This is a genomic window from Streptococcus sp. 4094 (assembly GCF_013277125.1).
Taxonomy (GTDB): Bacteria; Bacillota; Bacilli; order Lactobacillales; family Streptococcaceae; genus Streptococcus.
In genome coordinates this window covers 1-17,121 of the sequence record NZ_VMMI01000036.1, presented here as the reverse complement: position 1 = coordinate 17,121, position 17,121 = coordinate 1, and the positions used below count along the sequence as shown (strand labels likewise).

Genomic DNA, 17,121 nt, shown 5'->3' with positions numbered 1-17,121 from the left:
TCTCGACAATCTCTGCCCCAACTAGATTGACAATCGGTTCATAACCCGGATAAGCAGGAGCTGGCAAGAGTACCTTGTCTCCCTCTTCCAAAATAGCCGTCAAAGTAGCAGATAAAGCCTCTGTCGCTCCGATAGTGACCAAGATTTCATTTTCAGGAGCATAGTCCAGTTGGTACTTTTCCTTAACAAAGTCACTGGCCGCCTGACGTAGAGTCAGCAGACCACTCATCCCTGTATAGTAGGATTGGTTCTGGTCAATCGCTCGCTTGGCCGCCTCCTTGACATGATCTGGCGTTGTAAAATCAGGTTCCCCCAAGGTCAAACGCAAGACCCCAGGAATCTCCGAAATAGCCTGGTCAAACTGACGAATCAACGAAACTTGAATCTTATCTAACTGTTTATTAAAGCGCTTAGTTAAGTCCATAGATACCTCCTACTGTAAAAACGTATCTCTATTATACTACAAAAGCCCCCCGACCGCAAAAATACATTAGAGAATAGCTTTCCACTTTCTATTTTACTTTTCCTGTTTATAGGTCTATAATGATAACAGATTCTATTTGGAGGTTTTTATGTCATTTCTATCAAAAAATGGAGCAGGTATCTTGGCCTGCCTTCTCATTTCTATCGTATCTTGGTACTTAGGAGGATTCTTCCCTGTGATTGGCGCGCCTGTTTTTGCCATTTTCATAGGCATGCTCCTACATCCCTTTCTCTCGTCTTATAAACAACTGGATGCTGGATTGACCTTTAGTTCTAAAAAATTGCTCCAGTATGCCGTTATCTTACTTGGTTTTGGTCTCAATATCTCGCAAGTCTTCGCAGTTGGGCAATCTTCACTCCCTGTCATCCTATCCACCATTTCAATAGCCTTGATTGTTGCCTACCTCTTCCAGCACTTCTTTGCACTGGATACAAAACTGGCTACCTTGATTGGAGTGGGTTCTTCTATCTGTGGGGGTTCTGCCATTGCGGCGACAGCGCCTGTTATCCATGCTAAGGAAAAGGAAGTAGCCCAAGCTATCTCCGTTATCTTTTTCTTCAATGTCTTGGCTGCGCTCATCTTTCCAACCCTCGGCACCTGGCTTCATCTATCTAATGAAGGCTTCGCCCTCTTTGCAGGAACTGCGGTCAATGATACTTCCTCTGTAACTGCTACCGCCAGCGCCTGGGACAGTCTCTACCAGACCAATACCCTCGAATCCGCAACCATTGTCAAACTCACGCGCACCCTAGCTATCATCCCCATCACTCTCTTTCTCTCCTACTGGCAAAGTCGTGAACAAAAAAATAAGCAAGGCCTGCAACTGAAAAAAGTCTTCCCACTTTTTATCCTTTACTTTATCCTTGCATCTCTCCTAACCACCCTCCTGACCTATTTCGGTGTGTCCAGTAGTTTCTTTACCCCTCTCAAACAACTTTCCAAATTCCTCATTATCATGGCCATGAGTGCTATCGGTCTCAAAACTAATCTGGTCGCTATGGTCAAATCCAGTGGAAAATCCATTGTTCTCGGAGCCGTCTGCTGGATTGCCATCATCCTCACCAGTCTTGGTATGCAGACCCTTATCGGCATTTTCTAATACTCTTCGAAAATCNNAGTGTTTTGAGCAGCCTGCGACTAGTTTCCTAGTTTGCTCTTTGATTTTCATTGAGTATAACACAAAAGGTAGCCCATCAGCTACCTTTTCTTATGCTTCCTCAATTAAGCGAGTATGTTCTCTCTTGATGCAGCGATTCATCACAATGTCATCGCATCCACCAGCACGCAAAATCTCTTCCGCTTCTAGACTTTCAAGTCCTAGCTGTGCCCAAAAAATCTTAGCATCAGCCTTGAGAAAATCACGCGCCACATCTGGCAAAAACTCGCTGCGACGGTAAACATTGACAATATCTACAGGAAAAGGAATCTCTGCTAGGCTAGCATAAGCCTTTTCACCCAAGATTTCACCACCTGCCGCCTTGGGATTGACTGGAATAATTTTATAACCCCGAGCCTGCATTTCCTTGGTCACTCGATTGCTAGTTGTTTCTTCACGGTCTGACAAGCCCACCACAGCTAGGGTTTTACTCGTTGCGAGATACTGACGAATCACGCCATCACTTGGATTGATAAATTCTTGACTCATAGAAATCCTCCTTTTTCATCAGTATAGCACATTTTGAAAAGGCTTGCATAATTCTACTACAAAAAAGGAGGACTAGTCCCCTTTTTATTTAGCCTCGTACCAGGTTGCCCCTTCATTCTCATCTGCGATGAGGGGAACACTGAGTTGAATGGCTTCTTCCATGGTTTGTTTGACCAATTTTTTCATCTCTGTCAATTCAGATTTAGGAACTTCAAGGACGATTTCATCGTGCACTTGCAGAAGCATCTTAGTCTGATAACCACCTGCAACCAAGGCTTTATCCAGCTGAATCATGGCAATCTTGAGAATATCTGCTGCCGAACCCTGGATAGGTGAGTTGATAGCTGTCCGCTCTGCAAAACCACGAATATTGAAGTTGCGCGAATTGATATCTGGCAACTCACGACGACGCTTGAAGAGTGTCTCCACATAGCCCTTATCACGCGCCTCACGCACCACTTCATCCATGTAGTTTTTAATACCCGGGAAGCGTTCAAAGTAGGTATCAATGTAGGCTTTAGCCTCCTTACGGCTGATGCCCAGATTATTAGACAAACCAAAGTCTGAAATCCCGTAAACCACTCCAAAGTTGACCGCCTTGGCATTTCGACGGTCGTTTGCAGTCACATCCTCAGGACGTTCAATGCCAAAGACCCGCATGGCTGTCGAAGTATGAATGTCAGCACCCTCTTGGAAGGCCCTAATCAAGTGCTCATCCTTAGAAATATGCGCCAAAACGCGCAATTCAATCTGTGAGTAGTCCGAACTAAGCAGCACACTATCCTCCCACTCAGGCACAAAAGCCTTACGAATGAGACGGCCCTGCTCCAAACGCACAGGAATGTTTTGCAAGTTTGGATCCACACTAGACAGACGCCCAGTCTGGGTCAAATCCTGAACATAGCGCGTATGAATCTTGCCATCAGCTAAAATCCAGTCCTGCAAGCCAATTACATAAGTGGATTGAATCTTGGTAATCTGACGGTAATCGAGAATTTTCTTAACAATCGGAGCAATAGGAGCCAAGCGTTCCAAGACATCCACGGCTGTCGAATAACCTGTCTTGGTTTTCTTAGTGTATTCCAGAGGAAGACCCAATTTTTCAAAGAGAAGCACTCCCAACTGCTTAGGCGAGTTGATATTAAACTCCTCACCAGCCAGTTCGTAAATCTCCTGAGTCAATTTTTCAATGACAAGCTCATTTTCAGCCTGCATCTCAAGCAAGGTCTCTTTCTTGACCGTAATCCCAGCAATTTCCATCTTAGCAAGGACAAAAGCCAGAGGTTGCTCCATATCATAAAGAAGCTCTAATTGCCCATTTTCGCTAAGTTTTTCAAGTAAAACAGGCTCAGTCTCAACCAAAACTGCAAGCTTACGAGCTAAGTGTTCCAAGAATTTCTCGCGTTTAGGAATGGCCTTCTTGACACCCTTACCATAGAAAGTCTCATCATCAACCAAATAAGTCTGACCATAAAGACTAGCGATGGTCGCAATTTCATTGTCCTCCACAGTCGAAAGGAGGTATTTAGCCAAACGGCTATCAAAAGCAGGTGCCTGCAAATCCACACCAAAACGATGCAAAAGAACTTTAGCCTTCTTAAAGTCATAAACTCTCAAAGGTGTTTTTTCTAAGAAGTCCTTGAAAATAGGCTCTTGCAACAGCTCAAGCTTGTCTGTGGCATAGAGCTTTTTCCCACAAGACCAGGCAAATCCAACCAAATTATCCGTATGGTAATTCTCACCAAAAAGCTCAAAGTGGAAGATAGACTCCTCACTCAGCATATCTTGACTGATTTGGTCAACAATAGTAAAGTCCAAACTCTCAGCCACATCAGCTGACGACACATTTAAAGCCTGCTTGAGTTGTTTGAAGCCCATCTCATCGTAGAATTTCCCAAGATTTTCCACATCTGGACCGCTATAGACCAAATCCTCCAAACCAATCTCAATCGGTGCCTTGGTATCAATGGTCGCCAGTGTTTTAGACAAAAAGGCCTGTTCCTTATCATTGATAAGATTTTCCTTCATCTTAGAAGCCTTCATCCCATTGATATTCTCATAAATCCCCTCGAGTGAGCCATGCTCCAGCAAGAGCTTGATACCCGTCTTTTCACCAATTTTAGTAACCCCAGGGATATTATCCGACTTATCACCCATGAGCGCCTTGAGATCGATAAACTGCATCGGTGTGATGCCCATCTTTTCCATGAGATAGTCTGGCGTAAAGGCCTCAAACTCAGCCACACCTTTCTTGGAAATTTCAACCACCGTATGCTCATCCGTCAGCTGAATCAAGTCCTTGTCCCCACTGACAATGGTAATATCAAAACCATCCTGCTCTGCTAGTTTATCCAGTGTCCCAATGATGTCATCCGCCTCATACTGAGCCAACTCATAATGACGAATCCCCATATAATCCAGCAACTCACGAATAAAGGGAAATTGCTCACGAAACTCATCAGGAGTCTTAGCCCGACCACCCTTATAGTCCGCATACATCTCTGTACGGAAGGTCGTCTTACCCGCATCAAAAGCCACCAAAATATGGCTCGGCTCAACCCGCTCCAACAAATGGCTCAACATCAACTGGAAGCCATAAATGGCATTGGTATGCAAACCAGCCGCATTCTTAAAACGGTCCAACTGCTGATAGAGCGCAAAAAACGCCCGAAAAGCAACAGAAGACCCATCAATCAATAATAATTTTTTCTTATCCATACACCCATTATAAAGGAAAGCAGGGAAAAATACCATTGGAAAGAGCTAGAGCAAGTATTTTTCAAACTTTTTCCGAATAAATAGATAGAGCCAGAGAATCTAGTAAACCTAGATTTAAAAATGTGCTATAATGAAAGGAGAAGAAATATGACTGTACGTCATCCGGGCATTAGCCCGACCAATGATTTGGTAGCTAAGAAAATCTTTAGCAATCCGGAAATCACTTGTCAATTTATTCGCGATATGTTGGATTTACCAGCCAAAAATGTAACGATTTTAGAGGGAAGTAACATTCATGTCTTGCCTTCCCTACCGTACTCGGCACAGGATTTCTATACAAGTATAGATGTTTTAGCTGAACTAGATAATGGAACGCAAGTAATTATTGAAATTCAGGTGCATCATCAGAATTTTTTCATCAATCGCCTATGGGCTTACTTGTGCAGTCAGGTCAATCAAAATCTAGAAAAAATTCGCCAACGTGAAGGTGATACCCACCAGAGTTACAAACACATCGCACCAGTATATGCTATTGCCATCGTAGATAGTAATTACTTCCAAGATGATTTGGCTTTTCATAGTTTTAGCATGCGAGAAGATACGACGGGTGAAGTCTTAACCATCACCAATAATGGACAAGAAAACCATCTGGTTAAAATGGCATTCTTGGAATTAAAAAAATACAGAGAAACCAGCAAGGACGAGGTTCGCAAGCCATGGTTGGAGTTTTTCGGGAACAAACCCTTTACTCAACAACCCGAGCGAGCCATCAGCCAGGCAGATCAACTGCTGGACTATAAAAGCTGGTCCGAGGAGGACAGGAAAATGTTTAGTCAACTACGTATGCGTGAAGAACAGGCATTATTAGCACACGACTATGCCTTGGAACAAGCGGAGGAAAAAGGCTTAGAGCGTGGGCGAGCAGAAGGTATTGAACAGGGACTAGAGCGAGGGAAAGTTGAAGGACAAATTGTTACCTTTCTTGATTTAGTTCACCAACATGTTTTAAGCTCTGAATTTGCCAGCCATCAGCTGGGTATGACTGTCTCTGAGTTTGAAGAATTATTGAAAGACCATCATAAATAAAAATTAAAAAAATACAGAGAAACCAGCAAAGACGAGGTTCGCAAACCGTGGTTGGAGTTTTTTGGGAACAAGCCCTTTACTCAGCAACCCGAGCGAGCCATCAGCCAAGCAGACCAACTGCTGGACTACAAGAGCTGGTCCGAGGAGGACAGGAAAATGTTTAGTCAACTACGTATGCGCGAAGAACAAGCTTTGTTAGCACAGGACTATGCCTTGGAACAAGCGGAGGAAAAAGGCTTAGAGCGTGGGCGTGCGGAGGGGCTTGAACAGGGATTAAAAGTAGGTTTAGTAAATCTAGTCCGCCAAGGTCTCCTGACTTCCGAATTTGCAAGTCAGCAGTTGGGCATGACAGTCTCTGAGTTTGAGACACTGTTGTAAAATTATACAATCACATAATAACATAAAAGCGAACAAGAATGAAATATTGTCTTGTTCACTTTTTATTTTCTACTGTCCAACAAAGCCCTCACGCGATTATATACCACAAAAAAACAGGAGATTTCTCTCCTGTCATGATTCAACTATCTAAAATTAAACCCATTCACCGTTTCCGTTTACAGTGTAACCATTTACAGTAGTATTTACTGCAAGGGCACCTGAACCGTCAACATAGTACCATTTGTCTGAAACTTTAAACCATTGACTTACTTTCATAGCCCCTGATGCTTCAAGATAGTACCATGTATCACCATCTTTAAGCCAACCTGTTGCCATTGCACCATTTGCATTTAGATAGTACCATGTACCATTATCTTTAACCCAACCTGTTGCCATTGCACCGTTTGCATTTAGATAGTACCATGTACCATTATCTTTAAGCCAACCTGTTGCCATCGCGCCATTGCTGTTTAGATAGTACCATGAACCATTATTTTGTAACCAGCCTGTCGCCATTGCACCATTTGCATTTAGATAATACCATGTGCCATTATCTTTAAGCCAACCTGTTGCCATTGAACCATCAGTATTGTAGAAATACCACATACCGTTTTCTTGTTTCCAGCCTGTTTTTGGAGAAGCTGGTTTAGCTGGTTCTACTACAGAATATGAGCTGTATGATGGAACATATGAAGGGACATATGTAGGATTAGCTGGTCTTGCAGGAACAGAAGGTTGTGCTGGTTGCTCTGGTTTTGGAGCTGGAGCCGGCGCTGGTTGAGATGGCTCTTCAGCTGGTTTCTCTGCCGGTTTTTCTGCCGGTTTTTCTTTAGCTTTATCTTCTTCTGCAGCTTTCTTATTTAATTCATCGATAAATTTTTCAGCTTGTTTTGCAGTTAAGCCTTTTTTGAAGCCTTCTACAATTTGTTTTCTTGTTTCATCTGATGCTGCTTTTAATGCTGCAATTGTATCAGCTTTTGCTTTTGCTTCTTCTGGACTATTAGTTTCAGCTTTTTCTAATTCTGCGATTGCTACTTTCAATGCTGCATCATAGTTCGCTAAAAATTCTTCCTGAGCTGCTTTCTCTTTTTCTGCAGCCTCTTTATCTTCTTCTGCTGCTTTCTTATTTAATTCATCGATAAATTTTTCAGCTTGTTTTGCAGTTAATCCTTTTTCGAAGCCTTCTACAATTTGTTTTCTTGTTTCATCTGATGCTGCTTTTAATGCTGCAATTGTATCAGCTTTTGCTTTTGCTTCTTCTGGACTATTAGTTTCAGCTTTTTCTAATTCTGCGATTGCTGCTTTCAATGCTGCATCATAGTTCGCTAAAAATTCTTCTTGAGCTGCTTTCTCTTTTACTGCAGCCTCTTTATCTTCTTCTGCTGCTTTCTTATTTAATTCATCGATAAATTTTTCAGCTTGTTTTGCAGTTAAGCCTTGTTTGAAGCCTTCTACAATTTGTTTTCTTGTTTCATCTGATGCTGCTTTTAATGCTGTAATTGTATCAGCTTTTGCTTTTGCTTCTTCTGGACTATTAGTTTTAGCTTTTTCTAATTCTGCAACTGCTTTTTCTAACGCTTTATCATAATTCTCTAAGAATTCATCTTGTGCTGCTTTTTCTTCAGCTTTTGCTTTTGCTTCTTCTGCTAACTTTTTATTTTCATCATCGATTGCTTTTTCAGCTTCTTCTGCAGTTAAGCCTTGTTTGAAACCTTCTTCGATTTTAGCTCTTGTTTTCTCTGCTTCTGCTTTTAATTTTTCAATCGTATCTTGAATTTGTTCTTTTATTTCAGGATTATTTTTTGCAGATTCTTCTAATTTTGCAATCGTATCCTTTAATGCCTTGTCAAAATTAGCTAAAAATGCTGCTTGTGCGTCTGCTTCTTCCTTAGCTTCTTTTTCCTCTGCAGCTTCCTCTTCTTTAGCTTTTTTCTCTATTTCTTTTTCAGCTTCTTCTACAGTTAAACCTGCTTTGAAGCGTTTTTCATAGTCAGCCTTCTGGTCTTTAGTTCGTTTTTCAAATTCATCAATAAACCCTTGAATTTGTTTTTGTAATTCTGGATCTTCTTTTGCATTGTCTAAATATTCTTTTAATTCTTTAACTGTAGCTTCTACAGCTTTATCAAAATTAGCTAAAAATTCTTTTTGTGCTGATTCTTTATTTTCAGCTGGTTGACTACTAGCTACAGGTTGACCTTCCGCTTTTACAACCGACGGTTGAGATACAACAAATGCTGATCCTAAAACAGCAACACTAGCCAAGCTAGCAGTTAGAAATTTTTTCTTATCCATAAAATATCGACCACCTTTGGTACTTTTTGGTTCTATTTTACCATTTTTTTCCTAAAAATTCAAGAAATCACACTCTAAAATGATAAAAAAATAAGAGGAATTTCCCCTTATTTCTTTATTATATCCATTACACCCACTCACCATTGGCATTTACTGTGTAACCATCGATAGTTGTGTTCACAGCCAAAGCTCCTGATGAGTATGAGTAATACCATTTACCGCTAACTTGGTACCAACCTGTCTTCATAGCACCTGAGCCAGCAAGATAATACCAAGTACCACCTTGCTTGAGCCAACCTGTTTGCATAGCACCTGAATCATTGAGGTAATACCAGTTACCATCTAAAAGCTTCCAACCAGTCTGCATAGCACCTGAACCGTCAAGATAATACCATGTACCATTGTCTTTTATCCATCTAGTACCCATTTTACCTAAACTGTCAAAATGGTACCAACTACCATTTATAAATTTCCAGCCTGTCTGCATAGCACCTGAGCCGTTAAGATAGTACCAATTACCATCAACTTGTTTCCAACCAGTTCTCATCACACCAGTTTCATCCAAGTAATACCATGCCCCATCTTTGACCCAACCTGTCTTCATTCCATCTTCTTTAGAGAAATAATACCAATCCAGTCCAATTTTCTTCCATCCAACATGACGATTTCCCTCATCATCAATGAAGAATTTTTTACCATCAATTAAAACAATACCTGGTTTAAGGACACCTTCCTCATCTAAGAAATAATGTTTTCCGTCTACTGTAATATCCCCTGTTAGACGAACACCTTCTTTTAGATAGTAAGTTTTATCATCAATTTTGATAAAGCCAGTTTTCTTATCACCATTTTCAACAAAATAGTAAACCTTATCAGCAACTTTTACAAAGCCTAGCTTTTTAACACCATCTTTTTCATCTAAATAGTATTGCTTATCACCTGCAGTCAATAGACCTTTTTTCATAGCTCCATCAGCTTCAAAGTAGTAATTCTTACCATCAATTTTTTGCCAGCCAGTAACTTTTTTACCGTCCTTGATATAGTAGACTTTTCCGTTCTCTGTTTTGAACTGACCTGCCGCTGCAGACTGATTTTGGTTAGTATTAGTTGTTGAATTTGAGCGATAGATATGGTAAAGTGTATCACCTTTTAATTCACCAGTAACATAAGTATAGTTGGCAATATCCAGACGACTGGTATCAGAAGCTGCAGAGCCTGTACGTGGATCTTTAATATCAACTGGAACATCACTACCAGGTTTATATTCTACAAAACGAACTTTTTTTACTGGAGAATTAGAATTTGTTGTTGAGCCATTATTATTGTTTGCACCAGTACCATTTTGGTTATTATTCCCATTAGCATTACTAATGCTACCATTGTTTTGGTTGTTATCTCTATGGTATGGATTGGTTTGAGTACCAGAATTCGTAGTACCTGTTGTAGCAGTTGGCGCATACATATGATACATAATACCATCCTCTTCTCTACTAGAAGTATAGACATAACTTGCAATTTCTGGGTGTTCTTTAATAGATTCAGCTGTCACAGCAGCACCTGTAAGTGCATCTTTAATATCTACAGGTCCACCATTTTTAAATGTTGCATAGTGGACTTCTTTAACCGTAGAAGTTGTTGTAGCCGTTGTTGCCCCTGTTTCGGCAGCTTGTGCTGGTTGAACTGAAGCCATAGCTAGCACTGAAGTAGCTAGTAAGATACCTGTTAGTGTTTTCTTCATGAGAAGAACCTCCTTTATTAAATGGTTAAATTTATATAGATTATATCTCTTTCCTATAATAAATGCAATAAAAAACATAAAAAGTGTAGAAATATTTAAAAGTAACAAAAAGAGAGCAGTTCAAACCACTCTCTTTGTTATTTTATACCCATTCACCGTTGGCATTTACATAGTAACCATCTACTGTAGTGCTTACTGCAAGGGCACCTGAACTATAAGCATAATACCATTTACCACCTACTTGGAACCAACCTGTTACCATAGCACCTGAACCTTTAAGGTAGTACCATGAATCACCTACTTTAGCCCAACCTGTTTGCATAGCACCTGAGTTGTTTAGGTAGTACCAAGTACCACCATCTTGCAACCAGCCTGTTTGCATTTCGCCTGAACCATTTAGGTAGTACCAAGTGCTACCATCTTTAACCCACCATTTTTGCATGATGCCCTCAGCGTTAAAGTAATACCACTTACCACCATCCTGTAACCAGCCAACTTGACGTTTGCCTTCTTTATTTACATAAATCCAGTTACTATCAACTTTATTCCAGCCAGCTTTTGTATTAGATTCATCTGTTAAGAAATATGTTTTACCATCAACGGTAATTTCCCCAAACTTACGTTCACCTTCTTCAGTGACATAGTAATACTTATCGCCAGCACCCTTGATAAGACCTGTCTTACGCTCACCTTCTGTAGTAATGTAATACCATTTTCCAGCACTATCTTTTACAATACCTGACTTGGTTGTACCGTCTTCAGCAAAGAAGTACCATTTAGCACCTACCTTATGCGCTCCAATTGTCACAACACCATCTTTGACAAAATAAGTTTTTCCATTTTCAGAGATAATCTCTGTCTTACGAGCTCCATCTGACACAAAATAATAGGTTTTTTCTCCTACTTTAATGAAACCAGTTTTCTTAACACCTTGTCCGTCTAGATAGTAACGTTCAGATGTGTTTTCAAGAACTCCGTGAGCCATAACACCTTCACTATCAAAATAGTAAGTTTTTCCATCAACATTAGCCCAACCTTTTACAGGATTTCCTTTATAGTAAAGATAACGATTACCAGCAGACACACGCCATTTTACATCTTTATCAGAAGTTTTATAGCCTTGAGTATTTAACTCACTGACAGACGCATCGGGATCATTTACAAAATCATCAATCTTTGTCCCTTTCTCAACGAATAAGTAGTATTTTCTTCCCCCTTCAACATAGGCACGTTGAAATTCAAATCCTTCAATTGTCGAATGTTTAGAGATCGGCTGATTCCCATCTTCAAAAAATACTGTCTTACGTTCTTGTGAACGACCATTAATCACTGTGATCCACTCAGTTCTATAAACAACTTCTTCCGCACTTACTGGACGAGCTGTAATTGCAGAGTAACTGGTTAAAACTGCTGCACTTGCCATTGTCAAGCTAGCTACTGCTAGGGCTAAAGCTTTTTTATTTTTCATATGAGCATTCTCCATGTTTAAAATTTTAGGTAATAAACCTAGTTTTATTGTATCTTATTTTTTAAAAAAATTCTAAAAAAAACTGAACTTTTTATGGAAAAAATAAAAAGCAGAAGAAATCTCCTGCTTTTTTGATTAAACTAAATTAGTTAACCCATTCACCGTTTCCGTTTACAGTGTATCCACCTACAGTAGTGTTAACTGCAAGGGCACCTGAAGCGTTAACGTAGTACCATTTGTCTTTAACTTGGAACCATTGGCTAGCTTTCATAGCACCTGATGCTTCAAGGAAGTACCAAGTTCCACCAACGTTAACCCAACCAGTTTGCATTACACCTGATTTGTTTAGGTAGTACCAAGTTCCACCAACGTTAACCCAACCAGTTTGCATTTCACCTTTTTCATTTAGGTAGTACCAGTTTTCGTCAATTTGTTTCCAACCAGTAACTTGTTTGTTATCTTCATAGTAGTACCACACACCGTTGTCATCTTTAACCCACTCAGTACGAACAACGTTATAAGTGTCAGTTTTTTCGATTGTCAACTCACCGTTAACAAACATGTCTGAACCTTCACGTACAACTTCTTCTGAATCAAGTACAGTACCTACTGTAAGATTAGCAGGAACAAAGTAACCTCTTGGAGCTTGATCAACACGGTAAAGTACATAACCACCGTTTTCAACAGCAAACTCAACATCACCTGCTGCGTCAGTAATTCCTTCAATTAAAGCTGGTTTTTTGTAGTTGTCAAAGTCATCTGGTGTTTTGTATACTAAAGCAGCTACTTTAACACCCGCTACAGGGTTACCTTGGACATCTTTAACATGTACACGAACATGAGTACCATTACCAAATACATCTGGTAAAACCTTACCATCTTTACCGATACGATTTCTTACAGCGTATGGGTTTGTAACTGGAGTTGCTGGTTTGTATTGGTCAGCATCAGCAACTACACCAGTGTGAGCTGAAACAACTGTGTTTCCGCTATAGTTAGCTTGATCGATTTTACCAGTAAGTGGGTTTACAACACCACTACTATAACCGTTGTTACCATCAGCTGAAACAGCTTGTACAGCACCAAATGCTGCAAGAGCGACTGCGCTTGTCAATAAAACTTTTTTCATCGTTTTATCTCCTTTGTTTTTCTTTAAAAATTTTTTCGTAAGACTATCTTACTACCATACAGTATATAAATATTTGCAGGATTTGTCAAGGGTTTTCATCAACTTTTTACCTATTTTTTCAAAAAAGATAAAAAAACGCTTTTGTGAGATGAAATACCCTTCAAATACCGTATCTCCCAAGTGAAAATCTCACAAATTTCTTAAACCCTGAGTCAAACCTCACATATCTAATCCATATCGATAGTTGGATAGAACTCACTTCTATGGTATTATCCTATAACCCCTTCCAAATGTCAAGCAAAAATGACAAGTATTTTAGAAATAACTCGCCATTTCATTAACTTTCTACTATTTAAAATGTGACCTCATAGCAAGGACTCAAACTCAGCGACAGTCATGCCCAACTGCTGGCTGGCAACCTCAGAAGTCAGAAGACCTTGGTGGACCATATCTAGGAAGGCAAAAAATTTCCCTTCCTCCCTAGCAGTTTCCAAGGCATAGTCGTGTGCTAACAAGGCTTGTTCTTCGCGTCTGCGTTGTTCACTAAACATTTTCCTGTCCTCCTCGGACCAGCTCTTATAGTCTAGCAGTTGGTCCGCCTGACTGATAGCTCGCTCAGGTTGTTGAGTAAAGGGCTTGTTGCCGAAAAACTCTAACCACGGCTTACGAACCTCGTCTTTGCTGGTTTCTCTATATTTTTTTAGTTCCAAGAATGCCATCTTGACTAGATGGTTTTCTTGTCCATTGTTTGTGATGGTTAATGCTTCACCTGTCGTGTCTTCGCGCATACTAAAACTGTGAAAGGCCAAATCATCTTGGAAGTAATTACTATCCACAATAGCAATTGCATATACTGGTGCGATATGTTTATAACTCTGGTGTGTATCGCCTTCTCGTTGGCGAATTTTTTCTAGATTTTGATTGACCTGACTGCACAAGTAAGCCCACAGGCGATTGATGAAAAAATTCTGATGATGGACTTGAATCTCAATAATAACTTGCGTACCATTGTCCAGCTCAGCCAAAACATCTATACTAGTGTAAAAATCCTGCGCTGAGTAGGGCAGGGAAGGCAAGACGTGAATGTTACTTCCCTCCAAAATGGTCACATTTTTAGCTGGCAAGTCCAACATATCGCGGATAAATTGACAAGTAATTTCTGGATTGCTAAAAATCTTCTTAGCAACCAAGTCATTGGTCGGGCTGATGCCCGGATGACGTAATGTCATACTTTCTCTCCTTTCATTATAGCACATTTTTAAATCTAGGTTTACTAGATTCAATGCTTCTATCTATTTATTCGGAAAAGAGACGAAAAAAATAAAAGTTATTAAAATTATTGTTTATCCTTAATTTTGTCTGTATTAAAAAAGGTTTTGACACCTAATTTTTAAAATTAAAGCACACTGAATCTAGGAACGATTTGAATCATCTTGACCTGCTCTTGGTATTCTTGACTGAGTTTCCAAATCTTCTTTACAGACGGAAAGAGCATCATCGTGTTCCTTGATGATTCTGATTTTCTCACCTTGTTCAGCTATTACATCGTCCGCTATAGCGATTCCCAAATCTCGCATCTTATCCTTCATTCATCTTGGTAATCAACTTCTTAATGTTTGGTTTCTCATCTGGATTCTCAAAGATTCTCTGAATAATAACTTGAGTAAAAAATCATTCCTTAGTTCAACCGATCCACAATATATCTTTCCAATTGCTTGGCAAACCAATCTTACTAGATAATATGATATTTGACTTTTCCATCAACTGTGCCTCTAAAGTCGTCAAAAAATCGTTCCAATCTTGAACAAAAGAATGTGAATGATGTTGTATAAGATTTTTCATAGCTAAAAGATAAGCAAATAAATCGTTATTATGCGTCTTTTTCTTTTTAGTCTCTGCATTCTTGTTTATTTGACGCAAATCAGCTGAAAAGAAACTTGGACTTGCTATTGTAAAATTTTGACCATATAGTCTTAAATGATGTGCTGTCCTATTTCTCATATGCCATGTAGCTGAAACCCAGCCAAATAATTTACTCTGGATTTCTTCTCCATGAATTTTAGAATTTACCACACCAGTTGATAAAAATGTAGTATCTATCCAATACTCTCGGTACTCTTTTTTCAGTGCACTTATAAAACGAGTTGTTTCCCCAAAAGTCATCTCTTGAAAAAGAACCCAAATTGGGAATTTAGAACCTTTATTTTTGATATGATGCTGTATTGAAAGACTTTGATTCTCTGATAAATGTTTTTCTATAATTGAAATAAATTCGTTATATAATTCAGAGTTTTCATAAATAGTTTCATCCAAGTAACACTCACCTTTTTGATATTTTCCATTATATTGCTGACAAAGCGATTCAATAAAAGTTGATTTTATAAACTGCTCTAATCTACCAGAAAATATAAACAGAAACTGTGACAACCAGTCATTAAATTCATACAATGAAATCGCTGCTTGAAATTTTCCTTTATGAAGATTATCTGGAACCTGTTTAATAAAAGCAGAAAACGAATAGTAATTATGGCAACGTAAAAAATTTTTGGAATCTAGTTCCTCTTCAGGTGACATATCTAGCTTATCTGAAAGATAACTTACCAAATCTTCAAGAGGTAAAAATGCTTTCATTTCTCTCTTTAAATCTCTTGACAAAGAAATACTACTATCAGTTGTGTACATCATTAACCTTCTAAATTTATAAAAAAATGACTCCAGTTGCTATGAAACAGGGAGCAAAAGGAGTGCTTGTATCTAAATACTATACTATTCTATAAAAAAAGTCAAGTCAACTTGATATTTTTTCAATTTGTGTCTAATTGTTCACTCGTAAATTCGGAAGGCAAAGCATGTTGTCATACTAAATCAATAAAGGCAAAGATTTATCCTTCAACTTTCCCGCGCTCCAGTCCTTGTTCGATACCTTCCACCCTAGCAGTTTCCAAGGCATAGTCCTGTGCTAACAAGGCCTGTTCTTCTCGCATACGTAGTTGGCTAAACATCTTCCTGTCCTCCTCGGACCAGCTCTTGTAGTCCAGCAGTTGGTCTGCTTGGCTGATGGCTCGCTCGGGGTGCTGGGTAAAGGGTTTGTTCCCAAAAAACTCCAACCATGGCTTGCGAATGCTATCTTTGCTGGTTTCCCTGTATTTTTTTAATTCCAAGAACGCCATTACTGTGATGGTATTACAAAAGTGCTTCAAACTCCGCTACTGACATACCCAATTGTTCACTCGCGAATTCGGAAGTTAAAACATGTTGGCGTACTAAATCTAGAAAGGTAAATATTTTCCCACGCTCCAGTCCCTGTTCAACGCCTTCTGCTCGTCCTTGTTCAAGACCTTCAGCCCTAGCAGTTTCCAAGGCATAGTCCTGTGCTAACAAGGCTTGTTCTTCACGCATACGTAGTTGACTAAACATTTTCCTGTCCTCCTCGGACCAGCTTTTATAGTCCAGCAGTTGGTCTGCCTGGCTGATGGCTCGCTCAGGTTGCTGGGTAAAGGGTTTGTTCCCGAAAAACTCTAACCATGGCTTGCGAACCTCGTCTTTGCTGGTTTCTCTATATTTTTTTAATTCCAAGAATGCCATCTTGACTAGATGGTTTTCTTGTCCATTGTTTGTGATGGTTAATATCTCACCTGTCGTGTCCTCTCGCATACTAAAACTGTGAAAGGCTAAATCATCTTGAAAATAATTACTGTCAACGATAGCAATAGCGTATACTGGTGCGATGTGTTTATAACTTTGGTGAGTGTTTCCTTCTTGTTGGCGAATTTTTTCGAGATTTTGATTGACCTGACTACATAGATAAGCCCACAAACGATTAATGAAAAAATTCTGATGATGAACTTGTATTTCGATAATAACTTGAGTACCGTTATCTAACTCCGCCAAAACGTCTATACTGGTATAAAAATCCTGCGCCGAGTAGGGCAAGGAAGGCAAAACGTGAATATTGCTCCCCTCCAAAATGGTTACATTTTTTGCTGGTAAATCCAGCATATCGCGGATAAATTGACAAGTGATTTCTGGATTGCTAAAAATTTTCTTAGCAACCAAATCGTTAGTCGGGCTGATGCCCGGATGTCTTAGAATCATCCTTTTCCTCCTTTTATTATACCACAGTTTTATACTCAATGAAAATCAAAGAGCAAACTAGGAAACTAGCCGCAGGTTGCTCAAAACA

At 39.6% G+C, this 17,121-nt stretch carries 12 protein-coding genes and 3 pseudogenes; 3 read left to right on the top strand and 12 right to left on the bottom strand.

Going from position 1 to position 17,121, the window contains the following annotated elements:
• Window positions 1–424, bottom strand: a 424-nt coding sequence (locus HT721_RS08660) for an aminotransferase class I/II-fold pyridoxal phosphate-dependent enzyme (protein WP_173229607.1), incomplete at its 3' end; no start/stop codon positions are given.
• Window positions 425–572: 148 nt separating this feature from the next.
• Here HT721_RS08660 and HT721_RS08655 point away from each other — a divergent pair.
• The gene (locus tag HT721_RS08655) at window positions 573–1,583 is read left to right on the top strand and encodes a YeiH family protein (RefSeq protein ID WP_173213981.1); all 1,011 of its coding nucleotides are present in this window, start codon (window positions 573–575) and stop codon (window positions 1,581–1,583) included.
• A 108-nt stretch (window positions 1,584–1,691) separates the two neighbouring features.
• Here the strand turns inward: HT721_RS08655 and HT721_RS08650 are convergent, their stop codons facing one another.
• Both HT721_RS08650 and polA read right to left on the bottom strand, forming a co-directional pair.
• A complete protein-coding gene (locus HT721_RS08650) occupies window positions 1,692–2,129 on the bottom strand; it encodes a CoA-binding protein (protein ID WP_000076477.1) in 438 nt (145 codons plus the stop codon).
• An 84-nt stretch (window positions 2,130–2,213) separates the two neighbouring features.
• Window positions 2,214–4,847: a DNA polymerase I gene (gene polA / locus HT721_RS08645; protein ID WP_173213983.1), complete on the bottom strand. Its 2,634-nt coding sequence runs from the start codon at window positions 4,845–4,847 to the stop codon at window positions 2,214–2,216.
• Window positions 4,848–4,994: 147 nt separating this feature from the next.
• On the opposite strand from polA, the gene HT721_RS08640 reads away from it, so the two are divergent.
• Together HT721_RS08640 and HT721_RS08635 are read left to right on the top strand one after the other, a co-directional pair.
• Window positions 4,995–5,933, top strand: a complete 939-nt coding sequence (locus tag HT721_RS08640) for an Rpn family recombination-promoting nuclease/putative transposase (protein WP_173213454.1) — start codon at window positions 4,995–4,997, stop codon at window positions 5,931–5,933.
• Window positions 5,934–6,311: pseudogene (locus HT721_RS08635) on the top strand (hypothetical protein); the annotation flags it as partial.
• A gap of 153 nt (window positions 6,312–6,464) precedes the next feature.
• On the opposite strand, the gene HT721_RS11400 reads toward HT721_RS08635, so the two are convergent.
• The 9 genes and pseudogenes from HT721_RS11400 to HT721_RS08590 form a co-directional block, all read right to left on the bottom strand.
• A complete protein-coding gene (locus HT721_RS11400) occupies window positions 6,465–8,603 on the bottom strand; it encodes a cell surface protein (RefSeq protein ID WP_173213459.1) in 2,139 nt (712 codons plus the stop codon).
• A gap of 127 nt (window positions 8,604–8,730) precedes the next feature.
• Window positions 8,731–10,341 carry an N-acetylmuramoyl-L-alanine amidase family protein gene (locus tag HT721_RS11325; RefSeq protein WP_173229605.1) on the bottom strand — a complete coding sequence of 537 codons (1,611 nt, stop codon included), beginning with the start codon at window positions 10,339–10,341 and terminating at the stop codon, window positions 8,731–8,733.
• A gap of 142 nt (window positions 10,342–10,483) precedes the next feature.
• The gene (locus tag HT721_RS08620) at window positions 10,484–11,809 is read right to left on the bottom strand and encodes a nucleoside triphosphate hydrolase (protein ID WP_173229603.1); all 1,326 of its coding nucleotides are present in this window, start codon (window positions 11,807–11,809) and stop codon (window positions 10,484–10,486) included.
• Window positions 11,810–11,954: 145 nt separating this feature from the next.
• A pseudogene (locus HT721_RS11320) lies at window positions 11,955–12,254 on the bottom strand (alpha-2-macroglobulin); the annotation flags it as partial.
• A gap of 1,049 nt (window positions 12,255–13,303) precedes the next feature.
• Complete coding sequence (locus tag HT721_RS08610) at window positions 13,304–14,167, bottom strand: Rpn family recombination-promoting nuclease/putative transposase (RefSeq protein ID WP_173229599.1); 864 nt, start codon at window positions 14,165–14,167, stop codon at window positions 13,304–13,306.
• A gap of 183 nt (window positions 14,168–14,350) precedes the next feature.
• On the bottom strand, window positions 14,351–14,527 hold the full coding sequence (locus HT721_RS08605) for a hypothetical protein (RefSeq protein WP_173229597.1): 177 nt from the start codon (window positions 14,525–14,527) through the stop codon (window positions 14,351–14,353).
• Between the two features lie 94 nt (window positions 14,528–14,621).
• The gene (locus tag HT721_RS08600) at window positions 14,622–15,620 is read right to left on the bottom strand and encodes an Abi family protein (RefSeq protein ID WP_173229595.1); all 999 of its coding nucleotides are present in this window, start codon (window positions 15,618–15,620) and stop codon (window positions 14,622–14,624) included.
• A gap of 176 nt (window positions 15,621–15,796) precedes the next feature.
• Window positions 15,797–16,108 (bottom strand): annotated as a pseudogene (locus HT721_RS08595) (hypothetical protein); the annotation flags it as partial.
• Between the two features lie 13 nt (window positions 16,109–16,121).
• Complete coding sequence (locus tag HT721_RS08590; RefSeq protein WP_173213471.1) at window positions 16,122–17,033, bottom strand: Rpn family recombination-promoting nuclease/putative transposase; 912 nt, start codon at window positions 17,031–17,033, stop codon at window positions 16,122–16,124.
• Window positions 17,034–17,121 lie beyond the last annotated feature (88 nt).

What these genes read in the sequence shown, in the direction of transcription:
- HT721_RS08605 (WP_173229597.1), bottom strand. Translation starts at nt 14,527, where the DNA reads ATGAAGGATAAGATGCGAGATTTGGGAATCGCTATAGCGGACGATGTA.
- HT721_RS08600 (WP_173229595.1), bottom strand. Translation starts at nt 15,620, where the DNA reads ATGTACACAACTGATAGTAGTATTTCTTTGTCAAGAGATTTAAAGAGA.
- HT721_RS11325 (WP_173229605.1), bottom strand. Translation starts at nt 10,341, where the DNA reads ATGAAGAAAACACTAACAGGTATCTTACTAGCTACTTCAGTGCTAGCT.
- HT721_RS08620 (WP_173229603.1), bottom strand. Translation starts at nt 11,809, where the DNA reads ATGAAAAATAAAAAAGCTTTAGCCCTAGCAGTAGCTAGCTTGACAATG.
- HT721_RS11400 (WP_173213459.1), bottom strand. Translation starts at nt 8,603, where the DNA reads ATGGATAAGAAAAAATTTCTAACTGCTAGCTTGGCTAGTGTTGCTGTT.
- polA (WP_173213983.1), bottom strand. Translation starts at nt 4,847, where the DNA reads ATGGATAAGAAAAAATTATTATTGATTGATGGGTCTTCTGTTGCTTTT.
- HT721_RS08650 (WP_000076477.1), bottom strand. Translation starts at nt 2,129, where the DNA reads ATGAGTCAAGAATTTATCAATCCAAGTGATGGCGTGATTCGTCAGTAT.
- HT721_RS08655 (WP_173213981.1), top strand. Translation starts at nt 573, where the DNA reads ATGTCATTTCTATCAAAAAATGGAGCAGGTATCTTGGCCTGCCTTCTC.
- HT721_RS08590 (WP_173213471.1), bottom strand. Translation starts at nt 17,033, where the DNA reads ATGATTCTAAGACATCCGGGCATCAGCCCGACTAACGATTTGGTTGCT.
- HT721_RS08640 (WP_173213454.1), top strand. Translation starts at nt 4,995, where the DNA reads ATGACTGTACGTCATCCGGGCATTAGCCCGACCAATGATTTGGTAGCT.
- HT721_RS08610 (WP_173229599.1), bottom strand. Translation starts at nt 14,167, where the DNA reads ATGACATTACGTCATCCGGGCATCAGCCCGACCAATGACTTGGTTGCT.